Raw genomic sequence first — 21,871 nt, 5'->3', positions numbered from 1 at the left:
ACCCCCCAGGTCATCGGTTCGACAGGGGGGACCAGCCATGCCGAGCCCGGAGGCCAGCGGCCCTCTTGCAGGACCGCGAAGAACATAACGGGGGGTATCGGCCCGCCCCGACCAGCGGGGCACAGGGGAGTTGGCACCGCGGTGCGGTCCGTGCCCCGCGTCCGTGGCGCTCGCACCGGTCACACGGCGAGCGTCTCCTTCGGCGCCGGGTCGTCCTCCTTGCGTCCGCCGGGGCGCCGGCCGAGCTTCTGCGCGATCTCGGTGCGCTTGTGTGCGCGCCTGGCCTTCGCCTCTGCCTTGCGGATCCGCTCGGCGGCCTCCTCCATGGCCTTCAGTTCGACTCGTACGGAGTCGGTCGAGCGGCGCTCGAGGACGGCGTCGTAGCGCATGGCCAGCAGGTCCAGGGCCTGGGTGTCACTCTCCCTGACCTCGACCAGGAGGGCCGTGCCGCCGGGCGGGACGTGCTGGACGAAGGCGCCGACGGCAGTGGTGGCCTCCTCGGCCCGCTTGTAGTCGTAGCCTCCGCCGATCAGCGCGCCGACGCCCACGCCCATCAGGACGCCTAGAGGTCCGCCGAGGATGCCGACCAGCGAGCCGACCAGTCCGCCGACCGCCGTGTGCGTCCCTCCTCGGTGTCCAATCCCTCCGGGACACGCACCGCGCCGTCCTCGAGGCGCTCGATCAGCACGGCGGCTCGGACCTCCGTCGTGGCGGGGCTCAGGTACTTCAGGTCACTGAGCGCCTGGTAGGCGGTCGCACGATCGGCGAAACGCAGGGTGACGGCGTTCTCGTTCACATGAACTCCGCCCCGGCGCCCAGGAGCACGCCAGGGATCTCATCGCCCGCATCATCGGACCGCTGCTCTTCGAGCGCTTCCTGCACGGCGCGCACCTTGAACAGGACCTGGTGGTCGGTCTGGTCGACGCAGCGCTCGCGCCCTGGCTGCCGAACACGTGACACGGCGCCACCTCCGGGGATGCGTGGCGAAGGCCCGGGTCGGCAGCCCGGGCCTTCGCATCGGATGGGCCGGGACGCCGGGTCAGGCGGTTGGCTTCAGCGAGAAGATCCAGCTGCCGTTGGACAGGTCGAAGGACGTGATGCCCGACTTGTCGAACGCGAGGCCCTTGCCGAGGGCGTAGACCTCGTCCTCGGTGAAGAGCGGGATGTAGGGGACCTGGTCGGCGACCTCGGTGAGGATCGTCTTGGCTGCAGTCCAGCGGGGGGCGCGAGGGCCCGCGATGGTGACAACCTGCTGGGCCTTGTCGACCTCGGGGGTGCTCCAGTTGGCGATGTTGATCTTCTGAGGGCCGATGTTGGCCTCGCCGACGAGTTTGCCCAGCAGGGGGGCGGGGTCCGGGTAGCTCGCCCCGAAGCCGAAGGGAAGGGTGATGCCCGTCAGTTCATGCTGGTAGAACTTGGCGTACCACTCGTTGGCGGTGACGGGCTTGGGCGTGATCTTCACGCCGAGTGGCTGCATGTTCCGCTGGATGTTCAGGACGGTGAGTTCCTGCCAGGGGTAGTCCTTGACATACTCGATGGTCGTCGAGAAGCCCTGCGGGTGAGCGGACTTGGCCAGTTCGGCCTTGGCCTTGGCCTCGCTGAGCTCGTACTGGGGCAGACCGGACAGGAAGGCTTCCGCCGACCCCTGCGAGCCGGCCACGCCGGCCAGTTCCCCGGCCGGGACCAGCCCCGTCATCGGCCGGGCGTACGCGTCGAAGCCGGCCTTCATGATGCCCGCGATGTCGATCGAGTGGGCGACGGCCCTGCGGACGTGCACGTCGTCGAAGGGTGCGCGGGTGACGTCCATGGCGAGGAAGTCCTGGGACAGGGACGGGGAGGCGTAGACCGTCGCGTCCGGTATGGCCTTCCACTGGGCGACGCTCTTGCGGTTGGTGACGGGGCCGCCGTCCACCGAGCCGGAGCGCAGGGCGAGTTGGCGGGCCGTGTCGTCGGGGATGACGGAGAAGACGACCTTGTCCGCGGCCGCCCTGGTCCGGGTGTACTGCGGGTTGCGGACCAGGGTGGTCTTCTCCGCTGTCTGCGAGGCGACCTTGTAGGGGCCCGTGCCGATCGGGGCGGTGCCGACGTTGCCCAGGGTCTTGGCATGCGCCTTGGCGAAATCGGCGTCTTCGACGAGCGTCGCGAGGGCGATGCCGGCACGTGCCGTCGGGACGGGGGCCTTGAGCTTCACGGTCACTTCCAGCGGGCCCGTCACACTGACGCTGCCCACCTTCTGGCCGAGGGCGGCGGTCTGTGCCGTTTCGGCGGTGAAGTGCTCGATGCTCCAGGCGACGTCCTGTGCCGTCATTTCCCTGCCGTTCGAGAACTTCACCCCCGATCGGAGCCGGTAGACGAGGGTGGTGGTGTTCGGCTGGGCCACCGAGGCCGCGAGGTCCGGGGTGAACTCACCGGTGCTGGAGACGCGTTCCAGGGGCTCCGTGACGAGTGACATGACGGCGCCGGTCGAGTTGTTGTCGTAGCTCTTGGCGTAGTCGAGCGACGCGGGCGCGTTGGGCAGCGCCCAGTTGACCACGGCTATGGGTTTGCCGGTCGTTCTCTTCGTCCCCGTGGTCGCGGTGTCGTTGTCACTGGTGCAGGCGGTGGCGGCGACGGTGGTGAGGGCGGTGAGGATCGCGGCGGACAGCATCGTCCGCCGCGAGAGAGGCCTGACGGGTCGGCCGGGCACGGTGGGGGGCATCCTGTTTCCTGCTTCCGTTCTGTGCGGGGGGCGTGTCTGAGCAGGGCTCAGCTCTCGCCCGGAGTCGAGGCGAGAAGGCGCTGGGTGTGGGGGTGGCGGGGGGAATCGAGGAGGGCCGCGGTCTCGCCGCTCTCGACGATCTCGCCGCCGCGCAGCACGAGGGCGCGGTCGGTCATCTGGCGTACGACCGACAGGTCGTGGGTGATGAGGATCAGGGTCGTGCCGTACTCGGCGCGCACCTCGCGCAGCAGTTGAAGGATCTGGGCCTGTACCGACACGTCGAGCGCCGCGACGGGCTCGTCGCAGACCAGCAGCCTGGGGCGGACCGCCAGCGCGCGGGCGATGGCGACCCGCTGCCGCTCGCCGCCGGACAGCGCGCCCGGGTGCTTTCGCGCGTACGAGGCCGGCAGGCCCACGCGCTCCAGCAGCTCCGCCGGCCGCTGCTCGGGATCGGCGCCCGCTGCGACCGCCTCACGCAGGGTCGCACCGATGGTGAGCCGTGGATTGAGGGAGGAGTACGGGTCCTGGAAGACCATCTGCACCAGTCGCCGCACCTTGCGGTGGTCGTTCCGGCTCAGCCTGCGGTAGTCGCCGAGATCGATGTCGCCGAGCCGGATCGTGCCCCTGGTGGGCGTGGTGAGGCCCAGGACGCAGCGGGCGAGAGTGGTCTTGCCGGAGCCGCTCTCGCCAACGACGCCCAGCGATTCGCCCTCGCGGAGCGAGAACGAGACCTCGCGCAGGGCCGAGGTGCCCGTCGTCGTCCTTCGCGGCCGGACGAGCCACGACGTCCTTCCGTACGTCTTGGTGACGCCCTCGACGACAAGGAGCGGGTCGCCGCCGGGGGCGGGGGGAGGCGTACCCGGGGTGGCGGGGCCGCTCAGGCGGACGCGGAGCTCGTCGTCGATCTCGGCGATCCGTACGCACGCGGATCGCCGCTGTGCCGACCGGGGAGTCAACTCCGGGCGCGTTGCCGTACAAGGAGGGCGCCGCCACTCGCACCGGTCGGCGAAGGCGCAGGTCTCGGCGACGCTGTCGGCGGCCGGTACTTGGCCGGGCAGGGAGACCAGGCGGTCCACGAATTGGGAGACGGGAGGTTCGGCCAGCATCAGGCCGAGGCTGTAGGGGTGTCGCGGCGTGTCGGCGAGCGCGGCGGCCGGGGCGTCCTCCAGCACGGAGCCGGCGTACATGACCAGCACCCGGTCGCAGACGGAGAACGCGACGCGCAGGTCGTGGGTGATGAGCACGAGAGCCATGCCACGGTCGGCCTGCAGTCGTCGCAGCAGCGCGAGAACCTCTGCCTGGGTCGTGGCGTCCAGGGCCGTCGTCGGCTCGTCCGCGACGAGCAGTTCCGGATCCCGCGCCAACGCCGCCGCGATCGCGACGCGTTGCCGCATGCCGCCGGAGAGCTGGAACGGGTAGCGGCCTGTGACCGCCTCCGGGTCCAGCCCCACCTCGCGCAGGCGGCGCGAGACCTCCGTGGCGGCTCCCGCCCGGTCGCGACGCGTCTGCGGGGACAGCGATTCCCGCAGATGCGCCCCGACGGTCTGCAGCGGATTCAGCGCGGTGAACGGGTCCTGCAGCACCATGGCCACCCGGCTGCCGCGCAAGGGACGCAGCTCCCGCTCCCGTTTGCCCAGCAGCTCGATCCCGTCGAACAGGACCTCGCCCTCGGCCCGCAGTCCGTGGGCGAGTACGCCCATGACGGCGCGGGCGGTCAGCGTCTTGCCACTGCCGGACTCGCCGACGACACCGAGGGTCTCGCCGGGTGCGAGGTCGAAGCCGATGTCGCGGACCAGGGTCCGTAGGCCCTGGGAGCGGTCCGGGTGCGCGTACACGTGCAGGTGGCGTACGGACAACAGGACACCACCGGCCTCCCGGTCCGCACGCACCCGGCGGGGCTGTCCGTCGTTCGTCATCGTCGGTCCGTTCCGGCGGTGCTGCGGTCGTACACCCAGTCCCCCAGGAGCGTGGCACCGGTCGCGGCGATGGCGATCATGAGGCCGGGTGCGAGAGACAGATACGGGTTGACGGCGAGCAGGCTCTGGCCCTGGCGCAGCAGTTCGCCCCAGTCGGGCGTGCCCGGCGGCACCCCGAGCCCCAGATAGGAGAGGCCGGACAGGCTGATCAGCGCTCCGACGAAGTCGAGAAGCGCGGTCGCGACGACGGTGGGCAGGATGTTCGGCAGGATGTGCCGGAACATGACACGCCAGGCAGGAAGCCCCAGGGTCCGGGCGGCTTCGACGTAGGGCAGACGGGCCTGTACGAGGGTCGTGTTGCGGCAGAGGCGGACCTGCGCCGGGAGGGACAGCAAGGTGACGACCGCGACGGCGAACCAGTAGCCGTCACCCGCCATCCCGACCACCACGACGACCAGCAGCAACGCGGGAAGGGTGTAGATCAGGTCGGCGAACCGGTTCGTCACGGCGTCGAGGAGACCGCCGCGGTACCCGGCCGCCACGCCTAGGGGAACGCCCAGCAGCAGCGCACCCACCGCCACGCACAGCGGGCCGACCACCGCGGTGCGCGCGCCGGTGACCACCTGAGAAAGGACATCACGTCCCAAGTCGTCCGTGCCGAGCCAGTGCCCGTCGCCCGGACCGGCCGCACCGCGCATCAGATCCTGGTGCCCTGGGTCGTACGGCGCCACCCAGTCGCCCGCCACCACCAGCAGCACGACGACGGCGACGCCTGACGCGGCCAGCGCCACCAGCGCGGGAGCACGGAAGCGCCTCGACACCTCCCGCGCGTCGGCGGTGCCCGGAGCAGGGACCGGGTCCGGGGGGTTCGGCATCAGCCCTCCCCGGCCGTGTGCAGGCGGACCCGCGGGTCGAGAAGGAACCCGAGCAGGTCGACGAGCAGGTTGACCAGGACCACCAGGGCGCCGATCAACAGCGCGAGCGCCTGGACGACCGGTACGTCCTCGGAGGTCACCGCCGACAGCAGGAGCGAGCCCGCTCCGGGCAGGGAGAACACCTGCTCGATGAAGATCCCGGCGCTGAGCGGTGCGATGAGGAGCATCCCGGCGCTGGTGAGCACCGGGGGCGCGCAGTTGCGCAGCACGTAGCCGATCAGCACGCGGCGCGGGCCGAGGCCGCGGAGCCGGGCGAAGGTGATGTAGTCCTGCCGTAACACCGTCAGGGTGGCTGCCCTGGCCTGCCGGACGACGACGGCCGACAGGACGGTCGCCAACGCCACGGCGGGCAGCGTCAGATGCGTCACCCGGTCGGCGAACCCGTCCCCCGCCCCGTACACCGGGAACCAGTCCAGGGCGACGCCGAAGACGTAGAGCAGGACGATGGACAGGGCATAGACCGGAGCGCCGAAACCGGCGGTGGCCAGCAGCGAGATGATCCGGTCGGCCGTCCGGCCGTGGCGGATGCCCGCGATCACACCCAGGGGGACGCCCAGCAGCAGGACGAGCAGCAGGCAGTAGACCGCCAGTTCAGCGCTGAGCGCCAGCCGACCGTAGATCATGTCCGCGACCGGTGTACCCGACTGGACGGAAATCGACCGGCCGAAGTCGAGGCGGACGGCGTCGGAGAACCAGTGCAGGTACTGCAGAGCGAAGGGGTCGTCGAGGTGGTACCGGCCACGCAGTTCGTGCACCAGCTCCGGCGTCGCCGGCCGGGTGCCGAGCAGGGTCTGGATCGGTGACCCCGGGCTCGCGGCCAGCAGGGCGAAGACCAGGAAGCTGAGGACCAGCAGGACCAGCAGCCCACCGCTCATCCGTCTGAGGACGAAGGTAGTGACGCTCAATGTTCACGCCTGTCACGCAGTGCCGGATGTGGGGAGGGCGGCGATCGGCGCCGGACATCGCGGACACCCGGAACCTTATGATCCGGCTGTGCGACGAGACAAGAGCTTGAAGCTTTGAGTACCGTAGTCGCACAAGTCGCTCACGAGGCCGCAACCTCCTTGATGGCCATGGGACTTCACTCGTCCACCGCATCCCACCTCCCTCCGTCGATCGGAAGCGCCATGCTCAGTCACTCCGTCGCCGAAGGGGCTGAGCTCCGCGTCCTCGAACCCTGGCGGGCAGAGGAGTTCTACGAATTCGTCGTACGCTCCGGCTCCCATCTCGCCCCCTGGATGCCCTGGGCGACGGATATCGACGAACCGGCCAAGGCCGCGCAATGGCTGCAGGGTTACGCCGACGACCAGGCCCGGGACGGCAGGCGGGTCTACGGCATCTGGCTCGACGGCCTGCTCGTGGGAGGAGCGGGGTTCGCCACGTTCGACGCACGGACCGGAAACTGCTCGTTGGGAGCATGGCTCGCGCCGGAGGCGCGCGGCCGCGGTTTGGTGACCCAGGCCACCCGCCTGATGATCGAGTGGGCGTTCGACGCCCGGGGCATGTCCCGCATCGAGTGGTCGGCGGCAACCGGGAACACACGCAGCCTCGCGGTGGCGAAACGACTCGGCATGGAGCGCGAGGGGGTGCTGCGCTCGGCTCTGTCCCTGGACGGCGTCCGACACGATGTGGAGGTCTGGTCGCTGGTCGCCGACCGGAAGTGACGGGACAGCAGGTTTGCGGCGGGTCGGTTGGCCACTCCCTCCTTCGTACGGCTGGGCCGACGCGCCACGTCACGGCGGTACCCCGGCGCCAGACCCGCACGGGACTCGGGAGAGGTTGGGGATCAACGGTGTCTCACACCCCCCAACGCCAAAGGAGAGACTCGAAGATGACGAACCGTCCGACGCGAGGGAATCCGTCCCGCAGGACCCTGATGAGCTCGACCGTGTTGAGCGGTCTTGCCCTGGCCGCGGGCACCACCGGGACTGCGCGGGCGGCGTCCGCCGACGAGCCGGCCCGCACCGGCCGAGCGGCAACCCCCGAGTCGTACACCGCGATACCCGTCGCCCCCGGTGGCGGCCCCGCCCCCACCGACCGTGTGCACGTGCTCAGGTTCGGCCCCCGGGACGCGGCCACCGTGCTGGTGCTGGTGCCGGGGATGTTCGGGGCCGCCAACGACTTCCGGCTGATGGCGAGGGATCTGGTCGCGTCCGTGCCCGGGGTGCAGGTGTGGGCGATCGACCGTCGGGAAGAGAACCTGGCGGATCGGGCCGGGTTCGGCGGCTCCGACCCTGCCGCCTACTACCTCGACGGTCACTATCGATCCCAGGACCCGGCGGCCTCCGCCTTCGCCGCCGGGTGGGGGCTCTACCTCACCCTCCGCGACCTCCGCGCGGTCGTGCTGGCCGCCCGGGCCGGCGGCACCCGGCGCGTGGTGCTCGGCGGGCACTCCTGGGGTGCGACCACCGCACTGGCGTACGCCGCCTGGGACTTCGCGGGGCGCCCCGGGTTCCGGGACCTGGCCGGGCTCGCCGCGATCGACGGCGGGGTGCTCGGGGCGTTCGACGGGACCGGTACGCCCGTGCAGGACTCGCCGGAGGAGGTCCGGCAGCGGCTCGCGGCGATCGAGGGCGGGGCCGTGTTCGACATGACCCTGAGCGGGGTCGGGCTGGGCAGCCGGGCCGAGAGCACCCAGATCTGGTACCAGCTCGCCGGATGGTACGCCCACCAGGACCCGGGCGGCCGTTCCGTGCTCCAGCCCCGACTGCCGGCCGCGCTCCGGCCCTCGTTCCCGGTGAGCAACGCGGCCCTGCTCGGCCTGCTCGTCGACGCCGGGTTCGGCTGGCCCAACGACATCACCGTCCACTCCGGGCACTTCACCGAGAGCGCGGACGACGATGGCGTACGGGGGTGGGTCGATGACGGGATCACGCCCATCTCGCGCGTCGCCGAGGCGTACGCCGGTCCGGTGCCCGGTGTCTGGGAGTGGTACTGGCCCGCCCGGCTCTCCGTGGACCTCGACGTCACCGACGTCTACGCCGACACCGATCTCACCCGCTCCCTGGACCTGCGGCTGTACCACGGCGCCGGCATCGACGTACCGCTCTACGCCTTCGCGACCAGCTACTCCAAGGGCACGGTCCTGGAGGGCGCCCGCAAGGTCGCGGTCGGCTCCAGGGTGCCGTACGGCGTCTACGAGTCGGACAACGGCATGAACCACCTGGACCCGCTGTTCGCCGCGACGGACCACAACACGGCTACCCGCAGCCTCGCGGAGTTCCTGCGCACGGAATCCTCCACGCACCACTGAGGCGAGCCGAACCGAGACGACGCGGGGCGTCCGCTTCCCTCAGCCGGATGCCCTGCGGTCCGACACCTGTGAACGCGTCCGGCCATGTCTGCTCAGGGATGGCGGTCGGCTTCGCCCGTCGCGTTCTGGACGGTGAGGAGCCGTACCCGTGAACCGTCACCGACGGCGCGCCAACGGTGGGGAGTCCCTCCTCGGTAGTAGATGCTGTCTCCCGGCCCGAGCACGTGGAGACGGGGGCCGTCCGCGGTCTGCAGGTCGATCTCGATCTCGCCTGCCACGACGTAGACGAACTCGTCACCGGGGTGATCGAAGTATTCGTCGAACCGCTCTCCGACCCCGGTGTACTCCACGGGGTGGACGGAGTAGGCGGGGGCCCCGAGCATGCGCGCCGTTCCGCCGCCGCGGTTGGCCACGGGCAGGCCCTCGCCCGAGCGCACCAAGTGGACGGAGTCGGCCGATGTGCCGGGATGCGGCACCGCCGCCACGGTCATGAGTGCCTGCTGGGTGGTGCCGAGGGCGCGGGCGATGCGGTGCAGGGACGACATGCTCGGGCGGGTCAGCCCCCGCTCCAGCTGGCTGAGGAACGGGTGGGAGAGCGCGGCGCGCTCGGCCAGTTGGACGAGGGTCAGGCCTCGTTCCTTGCGCAACTTGCGGATCGCGCTGCCGAGTTCGGCGCGCAGCGGCGCGTCCGTGTCCCCGGCGGCGGGGGACGTGCTGTGGGCGGGTTGGGCCGGCATGGCAGGAATCCTAAGGGGCGAGGTCGGCGGGCCGTTGAGGTCCCAAAGGCGGCCAGGGAGAGGTTTTACGCCAGTGAAACACCGAGGCCCTACGCTCAATGTTGATGACACGAACATTCTAGGTGTCGTCGAGTCCATCGAGTCGCACGGGTCGTACGTGCCTCCTCGTCCCGCCCAGTCCCAAGGGAGCCCCCATGGCCGCGGCCACCTCCGACCGTTTTGTCGCCTGCCCGCCGGACTCCGCCTTCCTCGACGCGATGGCCGCCCTGGCCGGGGGCGTCTGTGTCGTCACCGCTCTGACCTCCGAGGGGCGCCCGGTCGGTTTCACCAGCACCGCAGTGATGAGTCTGAGCCGCGAACCGCAACTGCTGGCCATCGGGGTCGGCCGCCGCGGCCGTTCGCTGCCCGCGCTGCTCGGTGCTCGCAGGTTCGCGTTGAACATCCTGCACTCCGGCGGCGAGCATGTCTCCCGGCGCTTCGCGGACCGTACCGCCGACCGGTTCGCGGACCTCGAGTGGTCGGCCGAGGAGCGCGGCGGGCTGCCGCTGCTGCTCGCGCACAGCTCGTACACGGTGCTGTGCCGCGTCATACGCGACCTCCCGGCCGGGGACCACCACCTGATCGTCGCGGCCGTCGAGGACGTGGTGACCGGAACCGGCGGACCGACCGCGCTCGTGCACCACGACCGCCGCTACCACGCGCTCGGTGCCGCGTGAGCGGCCCCGACTGGTTCCAGGTCGCCGAGACCGGCCCGGGTGCCTTCGTGATCGGCGAGCCCGGCCACGTCAACAGCTACCTCCTGCTCGGCGACGAGACGGCCCTGCTCTACGACACGGGAATGGGCATCGCCGACATCGGCGAGCAGGTGCGGCGGCTGACCGGGCTGCCGCTGCTGGTCGTCAACTCGCACCATCACTTCGACCACCGCGGCGGCAACGCCTCCCTGGCCGCTCGCGCCGAGGACATCGCCGTACACGCCGACGGAGCCGCGCTGCACACGGCTCCGGCCCCGTACGAGTGGCTGGAGGCGTACGCGCACCTCGCGCACGACCTGCGCAAGCGGTACGAGGAGTTCCACGCCCTGGACGCCGGCGGTTTCTTCCTGACGGACTCCCGCGTCGAGGTGCGGCCGGTCCCCGACCTGGCCGACTGGCGCATCGAGGCCGTACGCCCCACCCGGCTGCTGCACGAAGGAGACGTCGTCGATCTGGGCGGGCGCCGCCTGGAGGTGCTGCACACCCCGGGGCACTCCCCGGACGGCATCTGCCTGTGGGAGCCGGAGACCGGGCTGCTGCTGGCCGGGGACACGCTGATCAGCGGTACCTTCTTCGCCCATGTGCCGGGCGCCGACGTGGCCGCCTTCGCCGACTCGACACGCCGCCTCGCGGAGTTGCCCGTCACCACCGCGCTGCTCGGCCACAACCTGCGGCACCGGGAGTCGGCGGACTTCGTGGGCCAGGTCGCCGAGGCGTTCGCGGCCGTACGGGACGGTCGAACCCGCCCATACGCCTCCACCGACATGTTCGGCGTCCCTGTACGCCGTCATGACTTCGACGGTTTCGCGGTGCTCACCGCGCCGCACGGAACGGACGGCTGACATGCCACCTCTACTGCTACGCGGTGCACGGCTGCCCGACGGAGACGTCCGTGACCTCCTGCTCGACCCGGACAGTGGTCTCGTCGTCCGGGTCGCCCCACCCGGCCTGCTTCCCCCCGGCCCCGAGGAACTCGACCTGACCGGGCATCTGCTCCTGCCGGCCCCCGCGGAACCGCACGCCCACCTGGACAAGGCCCTGACCTGGGACCTGGCGGGCGCCCTGCCCGGAGACCTGCCCTCGGCCGTCACCGCCTGGCGCGCGTACGCCGAGCGGGTCACCGAGGAGGACGTGTTCCAGCGCGCCGGGCGGGCCGTCGACGAGATGTGTGCGAACGGTGTGACGGCCGTCAGGACCCACGTGGACCTCCTGACGGACGACGGCAGCTACGGCACCGGTGATCCCCTGCGCGGCCTGCGCGCCCTGCTCCGGCTGCGCAGACAGCTCCGGGGGCGGGTACGGCTCCAGATCGCCGTCCTGCACATCGACGCCCCGGACGAGCTGCTGCACCAGGCGCTCGACCTCGGCGCGGACCTTCTGGGCGGCTGCCCCCACCTGTCCGCCGACCCGGCCGCGTCCGTGGAACGCACCCTGCGCATCGCCGCCGAGCACCATGTGGGGGTCGACCTGCACGCGGACGAGACCCTCGACCCGGGCGCGGGGGACCTGCGCCTGCTCGCCCGTGCCGTGCGGGAGCGTGGCTTCGTGCCGGGCGTCACAGCGAGTCACTGCGTCAGCCTGGGCGCGGTGGAGCCGGACGAGGCGGCTCGTACGGCCAAGGAGGTCGCGGCTGCCGGAATCGGCGTGGTCGCCCTCCCGCTCACGAACCTCTACCTCCAGGGCCGCGACCGGCCGTCGTCCACCCCGCGCGGGCTCACCGCCGTACGCGCGCTGCTGGACGCGGGCGTGAGGGTCGCGGCCGGTGGTGACAACATCAGGGACCCGTTCAACCCCGTGGGCCGGGCGGATCCTCTGGAGACCGCGTCCCTGCTGGTCACGGCCGGCCATCTCGTCCCGGACGAGGCGCTGCACGCGGTCACCGCGGGCGCCCGCACCGTCCTCGGCCTGCCCGCGGCGGGACCGCGTGAGGGCGCAGTCGCCGATCTTCTGGCAGTGCGCGCGCAGACCGTGTCGGAGGCTCTCGGCGCGTCCTGTCCCGAGCGGCTCGTCTTCGCCGGCGGGCGGCTGGTCAGCCGTACGTCGGTGGTCCGCGAAATCTACTGAGGCCGGTCACCGCCCGGTCCTGACGAATGGATACGGCCATGACACTGGCCGGAAACAATCGATGTTCATGCTATCAACATTCCGCACTGTGGCGCTGAAGGGAGCTGATGTGCCGACCATCGCCGAAGAGACGCTCGACGCGACGCTGCGATTCGAGAGCGTCGACAAACACTTCGCCAACGGAACCACCGCCCTGACCGGCCTCGAACTCTCCATCGCCCCAGGTGAGTTCGTTGCCGTCGTCGGCCCCTCGGGCTGCGGCAAGTCCACCCTGCTCCGCCTCGCCTCCGGCCTGGACACCGCTTCCGGCGGCACGGTCCAGGCCCCCACCGACTCGGTCGGCTATGTGTTCCAGGACCCGACCCTGCTGCCCTGGCGCACCGTCCTCGCCAATGTCGAGCTCCACGCCGAACTCACCGGGACCCCGAAGACCGAACGGCGCGAGCGGGCGCTGGACGCCCTTCGGCTGGTGGGCCTGGAGGGCTTCGAGAAGCAGTTGCCGGGGCAGTTGTCCGGAGGCATGCGGATGCGCGTGTCCCTGGCCCGCGCCCTCATGGCCCGGCCCTCGCTGTTCCTCCTCGACGAACCGTTCGGCGCCCTCGACGAGATGACCCGCCTGCGCATGCAGGAGGAACTCCAGCGCATCTACGCCGAGACCGGCTTCGCCGCCCTGTTCATCACCCACTCGGTGACCGAGGCCGTCTTCCTGGCCGGCCGGGTCGTCGTGATGTCGGCGCGCCCCGGGCGGATCACCGCCTCCTTCGACGTCCCCTTCCCCCATCCCCGCCCGGCCGAGCTGCGCTACGACCCCGAGTTCGGCCGGATCGCCGGCGAGGTCTCGGCAGCGCTGCGAGGAGGTCTCCAATGAGCGCCGACATCACCGCCCTGATAGAAGAGGCCGTGCCGGCAACGGGCCCCGTGAAGGCCGAGCCCCGTGCGGGTGGACCTCGGCGCCGGATCCGGCCCGCCGCCCTGCTCGCGCCGCTCGGGTCGCTCGGCGCGGCCATCGGCGTCTGGTTCGCCGTGAGCTATCTGCTGCTCAGCCCCGCCCGGCGCTTCCTCGTCCCGCCCCCGCAGCAGGTGCTGACCGTGTCCTTCCTCGACTGGACCCATCTGCAGCCGATGCTCCAGGCCCTGTGGCTCACGGCGCAGGTCGCGCTCGTCGGGCTGCTCATCGCCTCCGCGCTGGGGGTGACGGCGGCGGTGCTGATGAGCAGGGCCCGCTGGCTGGAGCGCTCCCTGTACCCGTACGCGGTCGTTCTGCAGACCGTGCCGATCCTCGCGATCGTGCCGCTGATCGGCCTCTGGTTCGGCTTCGGCTTCACCAGCCGGGTGGTCGTCTGTGTCCTGATCGCCCTCTTCCCGATGATCGCCAACACCTTGTTCGGCATCCAGTCGGTCGACCGCGCCCACCACGACCTGTTCACCCTCCAGCGGGCGAGCCGCTGCGCCCGGCTGCGCAAGCTCGAACTGCCCGCCGCCCTCCCCTCGGTCTTCACCGGTCTGCGCACCTCCTCCGGCCTGTCCGTGATCGGCGCGATCGTCGGTGACATGTTCTTCAAGCAGGGCGAACCCGGCATCGGGACCCTGCTCGACGTCTACCGCTCCCGGTTGCAGTCCGAGGACCTGTTCGCCGCGATCATCCTCGCCTCGCTCTTCGGCGTCGCGGTCTTCGCCGCTTTCACCCTCGTAGCCCGGCTCGCCGTGGGCTCCTGGCACGCCTCGGCCGACCGGCCGTAGCCCGCTCCCGCCTCTCCCTCCTCCTCACCCGTCCCTCAGGGAGTTCAGTCATGCCCTCTTCCGCCAGACGCGCCGCCATCGCGGGCGTTTCCTCCGCAATCGCCCTGGTATCGGTCACCGCCTGCGGCGGTGGCTCCACGGCCTCCACCGGCTCCGCCGGCAAGCTCCAGGCGGCTCCCGCCGCGCAGAACCTGGCCGGCGTCTGCCCCAAGACGGTCGTCGTCCAGGTCGACTGGGAGCCCGAGGCCGAACACGGCCCCCTCTACAACCTCGTCGGCCCCGGCTACACCGTCGACACCAACAAGAAGCGCATCACCGGACCGCTGGTCATCGGCGGAAAGGACACCGGCGTCGACATCCAGATCCGGGCCGGCGGCTCCGCCATCGGCTACCAGACCGTCCCCTCGCAGATGTACGTCGACAAGAGCATCACCCTCGGCACGGTCACCACCGACGTGGCGATCACGGCGTCCGCCAAGCAGCCGGTCACGGCCGTCGCGGCACTGATGAAGAAGAGCCCGCAGGTCCTGATGTGGGACCCCGCCACCCACCCCGACTGGAAGACGATCGCGGACATCGGAAAGTCGAACGCGAAGGTCGTCTACGTGGACGGCAGCACCTACGCCACCATGCTGGTCGACAAGGGCCTCATCAAGAAGAGCCAGCTGGACGGCAGTTACGACGGCGCGCCCGCCCGCTTCGTGTCCAACCCCGGCATCGCCCAGCAGGGCTTCGCCACCGCCGAGCCGTACATCTACCAGCACGAGGTGTCGGCCTGGAAGAAGCCGATCAAGTACCAGCTGCTCGCGGACGTCGGCTACAACGTCTATCCGGAAGCCCTCTCGGTGCGCAGTGGCGAGCTGAAGTCGCTCAGCCCCTGCCTGAAGAAGCTCGTTCCCGTCCTGCAGCAGTCGGCCGCCGACTACGCGGCCAAGCCGTCGGAGACGGTCAAGCTCATCGCCGACCTGGTGCAGCAGTACAACACCGGCTGGGTCTACTCCGAGGGCACCGGCACCTTCGCCGCGAAGCAGATGGTCAAGCTCGGCATCCTCGGCAACGAGGCCGACGGAAGCGTCGGGAGCTTCGACACGAAGCGCGTCGCCTCCGCCCTGAAGACCTTCACCCCCCTCGTCGAGCAGAGCGGCGCCAAGGTCAAGGCGGGACTGACCGCGCAGGACCTGGCGACCGACGAGTTCATCGACCCCTCGATCGGACTGAAGTGATGAGCACCGGAAACCTGACCGCACTCACCGAACTCGTCGACGACGGACGGGCTCCGGGCATGACGGAACGCCGGCCCACGCCCGGGATCGAGGAGTTCTGCGCCGAGGCCACCGAACTCCTCGGCACCGACGGGGTGATCCGCGACCCGGTAGCACGGGAGAAGGCCTCCTGCGACTGGGCGCACATGTCGCCCATCCTGTCCACGCGACTTCCCGCCGGACACGCCGAGGTCGTCCTGCGCCCCACCTCCCACGAGCAGATCCCGGGCATCCTGGCCCTGGCCCACCGCCACCGCATCCCCCTCACCCCGCGCGGCAAGGGCACCGGCAACTACGGCCAGGCGATCCCCCTGTACGACGGCGCAGTCCTCGACCTCACCGGCTGCGGCCGGATCCTCGATGCCGGCGACGGCTGGATCCGCGCCGAGGCCGGGGCGAAGATGTCCGACCTCGAAGGCCACGCCCGCACCCTCGGCCAGGAGCTGTGGATGTTCCCGTCCACCTTCGGCACCACGGTCGGCGGCTTCCTCTCCGGCGGAAGCGGCGGCACCGGGTCCCTCGTGCACAAGACCAACAGCGACGGTTTCGTGCAGGAGTTGACGGTCGTGCCCTGCACGGCGGACGCCGAGCCCTTCACCGTCCGGGACGCGGAGGCACTGCCCTACATCCACGCCTACGGCACCACCGGGATCATCGCCACCGCGACCGTACGGCTCCAGCGGGCCCGCACCTGGACGGGCCTGTTCGCGGCCTTCGCCGACTGGGCGTCCGCCACCGCCGCGCTGTCGGCGCTCGTACGCCTCGAACCGGCACCGCGCCTGGCCTCACTGGACGAGGCCGGCCTCGTGGGGGTCTACCGGCCCGACCCGGCGCTGGACCCCACGGCCCTGAGTGTGCGCGCGATCATCGAGGAGGAGGCGGTCGACCAGGCACGGGCGATCGTCCGGTCGCACGGCGGCAGTGTCCTCGACATCCGGCCCGCACCGGACGGCCCCGCGCTGATCAGCTCCATGTCGTTCAACCACCCCACCTACCACCTGATGAAGGCCGAGGACGGCTGGTTCCACCTGGAGATCGGCGGCGACGTCCTGCTCGGCGACACCACCGAGATCCGGAAGGTCTTCCCGGACACCCTGCTCCACCTGGAGGGCATGCGCTCCGGCACGGTCGGCATGCTCATGGCCCGCTACCAGGACGAACAGACCGTGTACGCCGGCACAGCCGCCCTGGAAGCCCTGGGCGTCCGCGTGCACAGCCCGCACAACTGGTACGTCGACCGCCGCCTCGACCTCGTACGGGAGACGGCCCGCACCGCCGACCCGCTCGGCCTGCTCAACCCCGGCAAGATTCCCGCCACTTCGCAGGAGACGCCGTGACCTTCACCCGGTTCATCGACCTCAGCGGCCCGGAGATCGAGCGGTTCGGCGAGGACACCGTCGCCGTGCTGCCGGTCGGCGCGATCGAGCAGCACGGGCCCCATCTGCCCGTCGCCACCGACTACTACATGGCCGAAGCCGTCGCCGAGGGAGCTGCCCGGCTCGCGGGGGAGAGCTGCGACATCACGCTGCTGCCGGGCCTCGCCTACACCAAGTCCGACGAACACGCCTGGTCCGCGGGCACGCTGTGGCTCAGCGCCCACACCCTGCTGTCCGTCCTCGACGACCTCGGCCGCTCCCTGGCCGCAGGGCCCATCCGGCGGCTGGCCTTCCTCAACGCGCACGGCGGCAACAGCGCCCTGCTCGGCGTCGCCCTGCGCGAACTGCGCACCCGCCACGGCCTGCGCACCTTCCTCCTGCACGCCTCCCTCCCCGCCGACCAGGGCGGCACGTCCCCGGCCGCGGAGTTCGGCATGGGCGTGCACGGTGGACTCAAGGAAACCGCCGCCATGCTCCACCTCCATCCGGACCTGGTGGACATGACACAGGCGCGCCGCAGCGTCCCCGAACACCTCACCTCGTACGAGCACATCGGCTTCGGCAAGCCGGTCTCCTTCGGCTGGACCAGCGACGACTTCGCCACCGGCAACGGTCTCATCGGCGATCCCACGGGAGCCACGCCCGAACTCGGCCGCAAGCTCGTCGACGCCTCCGTCTCCGCGGCCGCCGCCGCGTTGCGCGAATGCGCGCGCTTCCTGCCCGACCGTCCCTTGACCTCCTAGACCGCTCTTGACTTTCCAGGGATCCCGCCATGACCGACGCCCCGCTGCACACCCCGCTGCGTGACATCACCGCGCATCACATCACCGCCGGCGACACCGTCAAGCTCGCCGTGCTCACCGGACCCCGGGACGGCTCGCCCACCACGGTCGTCTTCGAGGTCTGGGAACCGGGCGGCGCCCAGCCCCTGAACTGGCACCCCGAGTCCGTCGAGACGTTCGTCGTCCTCGCCGGCCACGGACGTGCCGCCAGCGACGAGCACGAGCGCGACCTCGCCCCCGGCGACGTCCTGGTCCTGCCCGTCGGCTCCAAGCACCGCATCGTGAACACGTCCGCCACCGAACGCCTCTACACCCTCACCGTGATGGCCCCCGACGAGGGCTTCGCGGATCTCATCGAGCGTGGACCGGTCACCGCCCTGGACGAGCAGGATCTGGCCGTCCTGCGAGCGGGAACGCCGTGAGCATGGATCTCCTCGCCGCCTTCTGGGCCTACGAACAGGCGCTCGCCGCCAACGACTTGACCGGGCTGGACCACTGGTTCCTCGACGCGCCCGACACCCTGCGCGCCGAGGGCGACAACGTCCTGGTGGGCCACACCGCCATCGCCGACTTCCGTCGGGGGAGGGGCGGGGCTCCCGCTCGGGTGGTCGAGCGGGTGCACGTGGTCCGTCCGGCGGCGGGGGTCGCGGTCGTGACTGCCGAGACACGGCGGCAGGACGGCACGCGCGGGCTCCAGACGCAGGTGTGGCAGCACACCGACGCCGGGTGGCGGATCGCCGCCGCGCACGTGAGTGCCGTAGCCGCGCCTGCAACTGTGGCGGACGACCGCCCCGACCCGGCGGTGTGGCGGGTGGCCGGGCCCCTGGTGGCCTCCACCGGACAGGGCCCGCTGGCGCAGGTCCGCACCGCCGTGAAGGACCTGTTCGCCGTCGCGGGACAGCGGGTGGGCGCGGGCAACCCGGCGTGGCTGGCCGAGGCCCGCACGGAGCCCCAACATGCGGACGCCGTACGGCAGTTGCTCGACGCCGGCGCCGAACTCACCGGCATCGCCCAGACCGACGAACTCGCCTTCAGCCTCGCCGGCACCAACCCGCACTACGGCACCCCTGCCAACCCAGCCGCACCCGGCCGGATCACCGGCGGCTCCAGCAGCGGCCCGGCCGCAGCCGTGGCCCGCGGCTGGGCGGACCTGGGGCTGGCCACCGACACCGCAGGCTCGATCCGCGTGCCCGCCTCCTACTGCGGCCTGTACGGCTGGCGGCCCACCCACGGCGCCACCCCCAACGGCGGCCTGCTGGCGCTGGCGCCCTCCTTCGACACCGCCGGGCTCCTGGCCCGCGACCCCGTCCTGCTGCGGACGGCGGCCGAGGCGCTGCTGACGCCGGGCGACACCACCGTACCGATCACCGATTGCATCGTGGACGAGGAACTGGTGTCGCTCGCCGAACCCGAGGTCCGCGCCTCCTTCGAGGCCGCCTGCCGTGCACTGACCCTGCGTACGGCGCTGCCCCTGGCGCATGCCCGCACCGGAGCCGCCGAACACCTTCAGGAGTGGTTCGCCGCCTTCCGCACCGTCCAGTCCGCTGAAGCCTGGGAGCAGCATGGCGCGTGGATCACCCGTCACCCGGGCGTGCTCGCCCCGGACGTCGCGGCGCGCTTCGAGAACGGACGCCGGGTGAGCGCGGCCGAGCGGGCGCAGGCGGAACAGGTTCTGTCCGACGGGCGGAAGGCGCTGGACGCCGTACTTCCGCCCGGGACCGCCCTGTTGCTGCCCGCCACGAGTGGTCCCGCCCCGCTCGCCGACGCGCCGCCCGAGGAGGTGGAGGCCGTCCGTGCCGCCACCCTCCGCCTGACCTGCCTCGCCTCCCTGGCCGGGCTCCCGGCGGTCGGCGCCCCGCTGCTGCGGGTGCGCTCGCTGCCCGTGGGCCTGTGCGCGCTGGGCGCCCGCGGCACCGACCGAGCCCTGCTGGACTTCATCACCGATTCGAGGAACCCCGCGCATGCCTGAGGCCCACGGCCTGATCGGGCCCAACCCCCGCAACGCCTGGCGGGCGAACGGCAAAACCGTCGTTCTGGCCCGCCCCCACCGCGACCCGCACCCGGTCACCGTCGAGGCACTCCCGCAGACCGTGACCGCCGACCTCGCCGCGACCGCGCTGATCGTCGTCGACATGCAGAACGACTTCTGCTCGCCCGACGGCTGGCTCGCCTCCATCGGCGTGGACGTAACCCCCGCGCGTGCCCCCATCCCCGTCATCGCTGGCCTGCTGCCCCCGCTGCGCGCCGCCGGCGTCCCCGTCATCTGGCTCAACTGGGGCAACCGCCCCGACCGGGCCAACCTCCCGCCCGGCGTTGTGCACGTCTACGACCCGGACGGCACCGGCGGCGGCATCGGCGCCCCGCTCCCGGGCGGCCGGGTACTGGAGCGGGGCAGCCCCTCGGCCGGGATCGTCGCCGAGCTGGAGACCGCTGACGGCGACCTCCACGTCGCCAAGTACCGGATGAGCGGCTTCCAGGACACCGAGCTGGACAGCGTGCTGCGCAACCTGCGGGTCGACACCCTGCTGTTCGCCGGCGTCAACGCCGACCAGTGCGTCCTGGCCACCCTCATGGACGCCGCGAACCTCGGCTACGACGTCGTCATGGTGGAGGACGCGGTGGCCACCACCTCGCCCGCGTACTGCATGGACGCCACCCTCTACAACGTCCGCCAGTGCTTCGGGTTCACCCTCGGCTCCGAGGCCCTGCTGGAGGCCCTGAAGTGAACCTCCTCCAACCCGGACTCGGCCCCCTGGACGGCGACCACTACCTCCCCGCCGACCCGGCCCGCGTGCACTGGGGTCTGCTGCCCAACGCCACCGCGAAACCGGTGCTGACCGTCCGCTCGGGCGAGACCGTCACCTTCGACACCATCAGCCACGAGGGCATCCTCGAAGACCAGGGCCGCGACCCGGCCGCCTTCTTCGGGGCGGCCGGCATCGCTGCGAACGGCCTGCTGCACGACGCCGTCGAACTGGCCGCCTCCGCACGCGAACACCTGCCGCAGACGCACGGCCCGCACGTCGTCACCGGACCCGTGGCACTGCACGGCGCACGGCCCGGCGACGTGCTGGAGGTCGAGGTCCTGACCCTGCTCCGCCGCGCTTCCTACGGGGTGATCAGCAACCGGCACGGCAAGGGGGCCCTGCCCGGCGAATACCCGCAGACACCCCCGGGCGAGCCGGTGAGCCTGGTCGCGACCGTCTCAGACGACGGCCGGGGCCGGCTCCCGGTCGGTGACGGCCGCCAACTCGGCTTCCCCCTCCGCCCCTTCCTCGGCATCATGGGCGTCGCCCCGGCCACCGAATCCCCCGTCCACTCCGTCCCGCCCGGCCCGCACGGCGGGAACATCGATGTCCGCCACCTCGGCACCGGCGCCCGGCTCTTCCTCCCCGTCCAGGTCCCCGAGGCCCTCTTCTACGTCGGCGACCCGCACTTCTCCCAGGGCGACGGCGAAGTCGCCCTCACCGCCTTCGAGGCCCCCCTGCGCGCCACCCTCCGCCTCACCGTCCACACGGACCCGGCCACCCGCTCTCTGGCCGCCCGGCTGCGCGCACCCTTCGCGGAAACGCCGTGCGAGCACATCGTGCTGGGCCTCGACCGTGACCTCGACGAGGCCCTGCGCAACGCCGTACGCGACGCACTCACCCTCCTCACAGACCGGTTCGCCGTGCCCGGCCCCGTCGGCCTGGCCTACCTCAGCGCGGCCGCCGACTTCCACGTCTCCCAGGTGGTGGACATCGTCAAGGGCGTCCACGGCCGCATCGCCAAGGCGGACCTGATGTGCTGAACCGTTTTGGTCCGAGGGCTGACCCGGGCTGAGCAGGGCGAACCAACGGTGGGCAGGCGCTCGCCCAACGGGCCGTGGTGCTCGACGCGGGCGGACTGCGCGCGGCCGCTACGCATGGCCGCGATCGCGTCGCTGGGCACATCCATGAGGGCAGACCGTTGCTACCGGTGAGTTTGGCGCATGAAGTTGAGCGTTGTACTTATTGAGCTCTGTCTTCGGGTATAGCGTGACTCCGAGCGGATGATCAACGTCCGCACGGCCCACGCGCCGGACACACCGGCCCGGCGCCGGCGGAGTCGGGCCCGGCGTACTGACCCGCGTGAGTCTTCGACAGCTTCCTGGGAGCACGGTATGAAGATCTGGATACGGTTGGTCGTCGGGGTTCTGCTGCTCTTCTTCGGCGTGGTGTGGAGCTTGCAGGGATCCGGGGCGGTCGGCGGCAGCGGCATGTCGGGGCAGGCACAGTGGCTGGTGATCGGGGTGTTCGTGGCCGTCGTCGGCGCGATCCTGCTCGTCGGCGGAGTCAGGAAGCTGCGGGCGGGAGAGAGGGCTTGACCGAGAAC

Annotated in this window: 23 protein-coding genes; 15 read left to right on the top strand and 8 right to left on the bottom strand. The window is 71.3% G+C overall.

The window, feature by feature from the left end:
* Positions 1-179: 179 nt before the first annotated feature.
* From ACFY10_RS42660 to ACFY10_RS42630, 7 genes are all read right to left on the bottom strand, one after another.
* On the bottom strand, positions 180-554 hold the full coding sequence (locus tag ACFY10_RS42660; protein ID WP_390670719.1) for a hypothetical protein: 375 nt from the start codon (positions 552-554) through the stop codon (positions 180-182).
* 8 nt (positions 555-562) lie between these two features.
* Positions 563-796, bottom strand: a complete 234-nt coding sequence (locus ACFY10_RS42655; RefSeq protein ID WP_390670718.1) for a hypothetical protein — start codon at positions 794-796, stop codon at positions 563-565.
* Complete coding sequence (locus tag ACFY10_RS42650; protein WP_390670717.1) at positions 793-960, bottom strand: hypothetical protein; 168 nt, start codon at positions 958-960, stop codon at positions 793-795. Before ACFY10_RS42650 ends, ACFY10_RS42655 begins: the two co-directional genes overlap by 4 nt.
* 79 nt (positions 961-1,039) lie before the next feature.
* Positions 1,040-2,698, bottom strand: coding sequence for an ABC transporter substrate-binding protein (locus ACFY10_RS42645; RefSeq protein ID WP_390670716.1), 1,659 nt, complete (start codon positions 2,696-2,698; stop codon positions 1,040-1,042).
* 47 nt (positions 2,699-2,745) lie between these two features.
* Complete coding sequence (locus tag ACFY10_RS42640; protein WP_390670715.1) at positions 2,746-4,614, bottom strand: dipeptide ABC transporter ATP-binding protein; 1,869 nt, start codon at positions 4,612-4,614, stop codon at positions 2,746-2,748.
* Complete coding sequence (locus tag ACFY10_RS42635; RefSeq protein ID WP_390670714.1) at positions 4,611-5,489, bottom strand: ABC transporter permease; 879 nt, start codon at positions 5,487-5,489, stop codon at positions 4,611-4,613. Before ACFY10_RS42635 ends, ACFY10_RS42640 begins: the two co-directional genes overlap by 4 nt.
* Complete coding sequence (locus ACFY10_RS42630; protein WP_390670713.1) at positions 5,489-6,454, bottom strand: ABC transporter permease; 966 nt, start codon at positions 6,452-6,454, stop codon at positions 5,489-5,491. The genes ACFY10_RS42635 and ACFY10_RS42630 overlap by 1 nt, the downstream gene beginning before the upstream one ends.
* 222 nt (positions 6,455-6,676) lie before the next feature.
* On the opposite strand from ACFY10_RS42630, the gene ACFY10_RS42625 reads away from it, so the two are divergent.
* Both ACFY10_RS42625 and ACFY10_RS42620 read left to right on the top strand, forming a co-directional pair.
* Positions 6,677-7,213 (top strand): GNAT family N-acetyltransferase, encoded by a 537-nt coding sequence (locus tag ACFY10_RS42625; protein WP_390670712.1) that lies wholly within the window; start codon positions 6,677-6,679, stop codon positions 7,211-7,213.
* Positions 7,214-7,425: 212 nt separating this feature from the next.
* Complete coding sequence (locus tag ACFY10_RS42620) at positions 7,426-8,802, top strand: alpha/beta hydrolase (protein WP_390670711.1); 1,377 nt, start codon at positions 7,426-7,428, stop codon at positions 8,800-8,802.
* Positions 8,803-8,894: 92 nt separating this feature from the next.
* On the opposite strand, the gene ACFY10_RS42615 is transcribed toward ACFY10_RS42620, so the two are convergent.
* On the bottom strand, positions 8,895-9,539 hold the full coding sequence (locus ACFY10_RS42615) for an XRE family transcriptional regulator (RefSeq protein WP_316769265.1): 645 nt from the start codon (positions 9,537-9,539) through the stop codon (positions 8,895-8,897).
* 194 nt (positions 9,540-9,733) lie between these two features.
* Here ACFY10_RS42615 and ACFY10_RS42610 point away from each other — a divergent pair, with 194 nt between their 5' ends.
* The 13 genes from ACFY10_RS42610 (at position 9,734) to ACFY10_RS42550 (ending at position 21,863) form a co-directional block, all read left to right on the top strand.
* Positions 9,734-10,255 carry a flavin reductase family protein gene (locus ACFY10_RS42610; protein ID WP_390670710.1) on the top strand — a complete coding sequence of 174 codons (522 nt, stop codon included), beginning with the start codon at positions 9,734-9,736 and terminating at the stop codon, positions 10,253-10,255.
* Positions 10,252-11,136, top strand: coding sequence for an MBL fold metallo-hydrolase (locus tag ACFY10_RS42605; protein WP_390670709.1), 885 nt, complete (start codon positions 10,252-10,254; stop codon positions 11,134-11,136). Before ACFY10_RS42610 ends, ACFY10_RS42605 begins: the two co-directional genes overlap by 4 nt.
* Before the next feature lies 1 nt (position 11,137).
* Positions 11,138-12,358 carry an amidohydrolase family protein gene (locus ACFY10_RS42600; protein WP_390670708.1) on the top strand — a complete coding sequence of 407 codons (1,221 nt, stop codon included), beginning with the start codon at positions 11,138-11,140 and terminating at the stop codon, positions 12,356-12,358.
* A gap of 67 nt (positions 12,359-12,425) precedes the next feature.
* Entirely contained in the window at positions 12,426-13,226 is an 801-nt protein-coding gene (locus tag ACFY10_RS42595) for an ABC transporter ATP-binding protein (RefSeq protein ID WP_390670707.1), read from the top strand.
* A complete protein-coding gene (locus tag ACFY10_RS42590) occupies positions 13,223-14,098 on the top strand; it encodes an ABC transporter permease (RefSeq protein ID WP_390670706.1) in 876 nt (291 codons plus the stop codon). Before ACFY10_RS42595 ends, ACFY10_RS42590 begins: the two co-directional genes overlap by 4 nt.
* A 50-nt stretch (positions 14,099-14,148) precedes the next feature.
* On the top strand, positions 14,149-15,321 hold the full coding sequence (locus ACFY10_RS42585) for a hypothetical protein (RefSeq protein WP_390670705.1): 1,173 nt from the start codon (positions 14,149-14,151) through the stop codon (positions 15,319-15,321).
* Positions 15,321-16,697: an FAD-binding oxidoreductase gene (locus tag ACFY10_RS42580; protein WP_390670704.1), complete on the top strand. Its 1,377-nt coding sequence runs from the start codon at positions 15,321-15,323 to the stop codon at positions 16,695-16,697. The genes ACFY10_RS42585 and ACFY10_RS42580 overlap by 1 nt, the downstream gene beginning before the upstream one ends.
* Positions 16,694-17,479, top strand: coding sequence for a creatininase family protein (locus ACFY10_RS42575; RefSeq protein WP_390670703.1), 786 nt, complete (start codon positions 16,694-16,696; stop codon positions 17,477-17,479). The genes ACFY10_RS42580 and ACFY10_RS42575 overlap by 4 nt, the downstream gene beginning before the upstream one ends.
* A 29-nt stretch (positions 17,480-17,508) precedes the next feature.
* Positions 17,509-17,940 (top strand): cupin domain-containing protein, encoded by a 432-nt coding sequence (locus tag ACFY10_RS42570; protein WP_390670702.1) that lies wholly within the window; start codon positions 17,509-17,511, stop codon positions 17,938-17,940.
* 2 nt (positions 17,941-17,942) lie between these two features.
* On the top strand, positions 17,943-19,487 hold the full coding sequence (locus ACFY10_RS42565; RefSeq protein ID WP_390670724.1) for an amidase: 1,545 nt from the start codon (positions 17,943-17,945) through the stop codon (positions 19,485-19,487).
* Positions 19,480-20,244, top strand: coding sequence for a cysteine hydrolase family protein (locus ACFY10_RS42560; RefSeq protein WP_390670701.1), 765 nt, complete (start codon positions 19,480-19,482; stop codon positions 20,242-20,244). Before ACFY10_RS42565 ends, ACFY10_RS42560 begins: the two co-directional genes overlap by 8 nt.
* Entirely contained in the window at positions 20,241-21,308 is a 1,068-nt protein-coding gene (locus ACFY10_RS42555; RefSeq protein ID WP_390670700.1) for an acetamidase/formamidase family protein, read from the top strand. Before ACFY10_RS42560 ends, ACFY10_RS42555 begins: the two co-directional genes overlap by 4 nt.
* 351 nt (positions 21,309-21,659) lie before the next feature.
* Entirely contained in the window at positions 21,660-21,863 is a 204-nt protein-coding gene (locus ACFY10_RS42550) for a hypothetical protein (protein ID WP_316769242.1), read from the top strand.
* Positions 21,864-21,871: the final 8 nt, after the last annotated feature.

It is taken from the genome of Streptomyces sp. NPDC001401 (assembly GCF_042895385.1).
Taxonomy (GTDB): domain Bacteria; phylum Actinomycetota; class Actinomycetes; order Streptomycetales; family Streptomycetaceae; genus Streptomyces.
The sequence above is the reverse complement of the archived record's forward strand: the minus strand, read 5'-3'. Positions and strand labels throughout refer to the sequence as shown.

Coding starts and splice junctions, on each gene's coding strand:
- ACFY10_RS42550 (WP_316769242.1), top strand. CDS start 21,660: ATGAAGATCTGGATACGGTTGGTCGTCGGGGTTCTGCTGCTCTTCTTC.
- ACFY10_RS42570 (WP_390670702.1), top strand. CDS start 17,509: ATGACCGACGCCCCGCTGCACACCCCGCTGCGTGACATCACCGCGCAT.
- ACFY10_RS42645 (WP_390670716.1), bottom strand. CDS start 2,698: ATGCCCCCCACCGTGCCCGGCCGACCCGTCAGGCCTCTCTCGCGGCGG.
- ACFY10_RS42660 (WP_390670719.1), bottom strand. CDS start 554: ATGGGCGTGGGCGTCGGCGCGCTGATCGGCGGAGGCTACGACTACAAG.
- ACFY10_RS42635 (WP_390670714.1), bottom strand. CDS start 5,489: ATGCCGAACCCCCCGGACCCGGTCCCTGCTCCGGGCACCGCCGACGCG.
- ACFY10_RS42595 (WP_390670707.1), top strand. CDS start 12,426: ATGCTATCAACATTCCGCACTGTGGCGCTGAAGGGAGCTGATGTGCCG.
- ACFY10_RS42565 (WP_390670724.1), top strand. CDS start 17,943: ATGGATCTCCTCGCCGCCTTCTGGGCCTACGAACAGGCGCTCGCCGCC.
- ACFY10_RS42585 (WP_390670705.1), top strand. CDS start 14,149: ATGCCCTCTTCCGCCAGACGCGCCGCCATCGCGGGCGTTTCCTCCGCA.
- ACFY10_RS42600 (WP_390670708.1), top strand. CDS start 11,138: ATGCCACCTCTACTGCTACGCGGTGCACGGCTGCCCGACGGAGACGTC.
- ACFY10_RS42560 (WP_390670701.1), top strand. CDS start 19,480: ATGCCTGAGGCCCACGGCCTGATCGGGCCCAACCCCCGCAACGCCTGG.
- ACFY10_RS42625 (WP_390670712.1), top strand. CDS start 6,677: ATGCTCAGTCACTCCGTCGCCGAAGGGGCTGAGCTCCGCGTCCTCGAA.
- ACFY10_RS42640 (WP_390670715.1), bottom strand. CDS start 4,614: ATGACGAACGACGGACAGCCCCGCCGGGTGCGTGCGGACCGGGAGGCC.
- ACFY10_RS42615 (WP_316769265.1), bottom strand. CDS start 9,539: ATGCCGGCCCAACCCGCCCACAGCACGTCCCCCGCCGCCGGGGACACG.
- ACFY10_RS42590 (WP_390670706.1), top strand. CDS start 13,223: ATGAGCGCCGACATCACCGCCCTGATAGAAGAGGCCGTGCCGGCAACG.
- ACFY10_RS42620 (WP_390670711.1), top strand. CDS start 7,426: ATGAGCTCGACCGTGTTGAGCGGTCTTGCCCTGGCCGCGGGCACCACC.
- ACFY10_RS42610 (WP_390670710.1), top strand. CDS start 9,734: ATGGCCGCGGCCACCTCCGACCGTTTTGTCGCCTGCCCGCCGGACTCC.
- ACFY10_RS42580 (WP_390670704.1), top strand. CDS start 15,321: ATGAGCACCGGAAACCTGACCGCACTCACCGAACTCGTCGACGACGGA.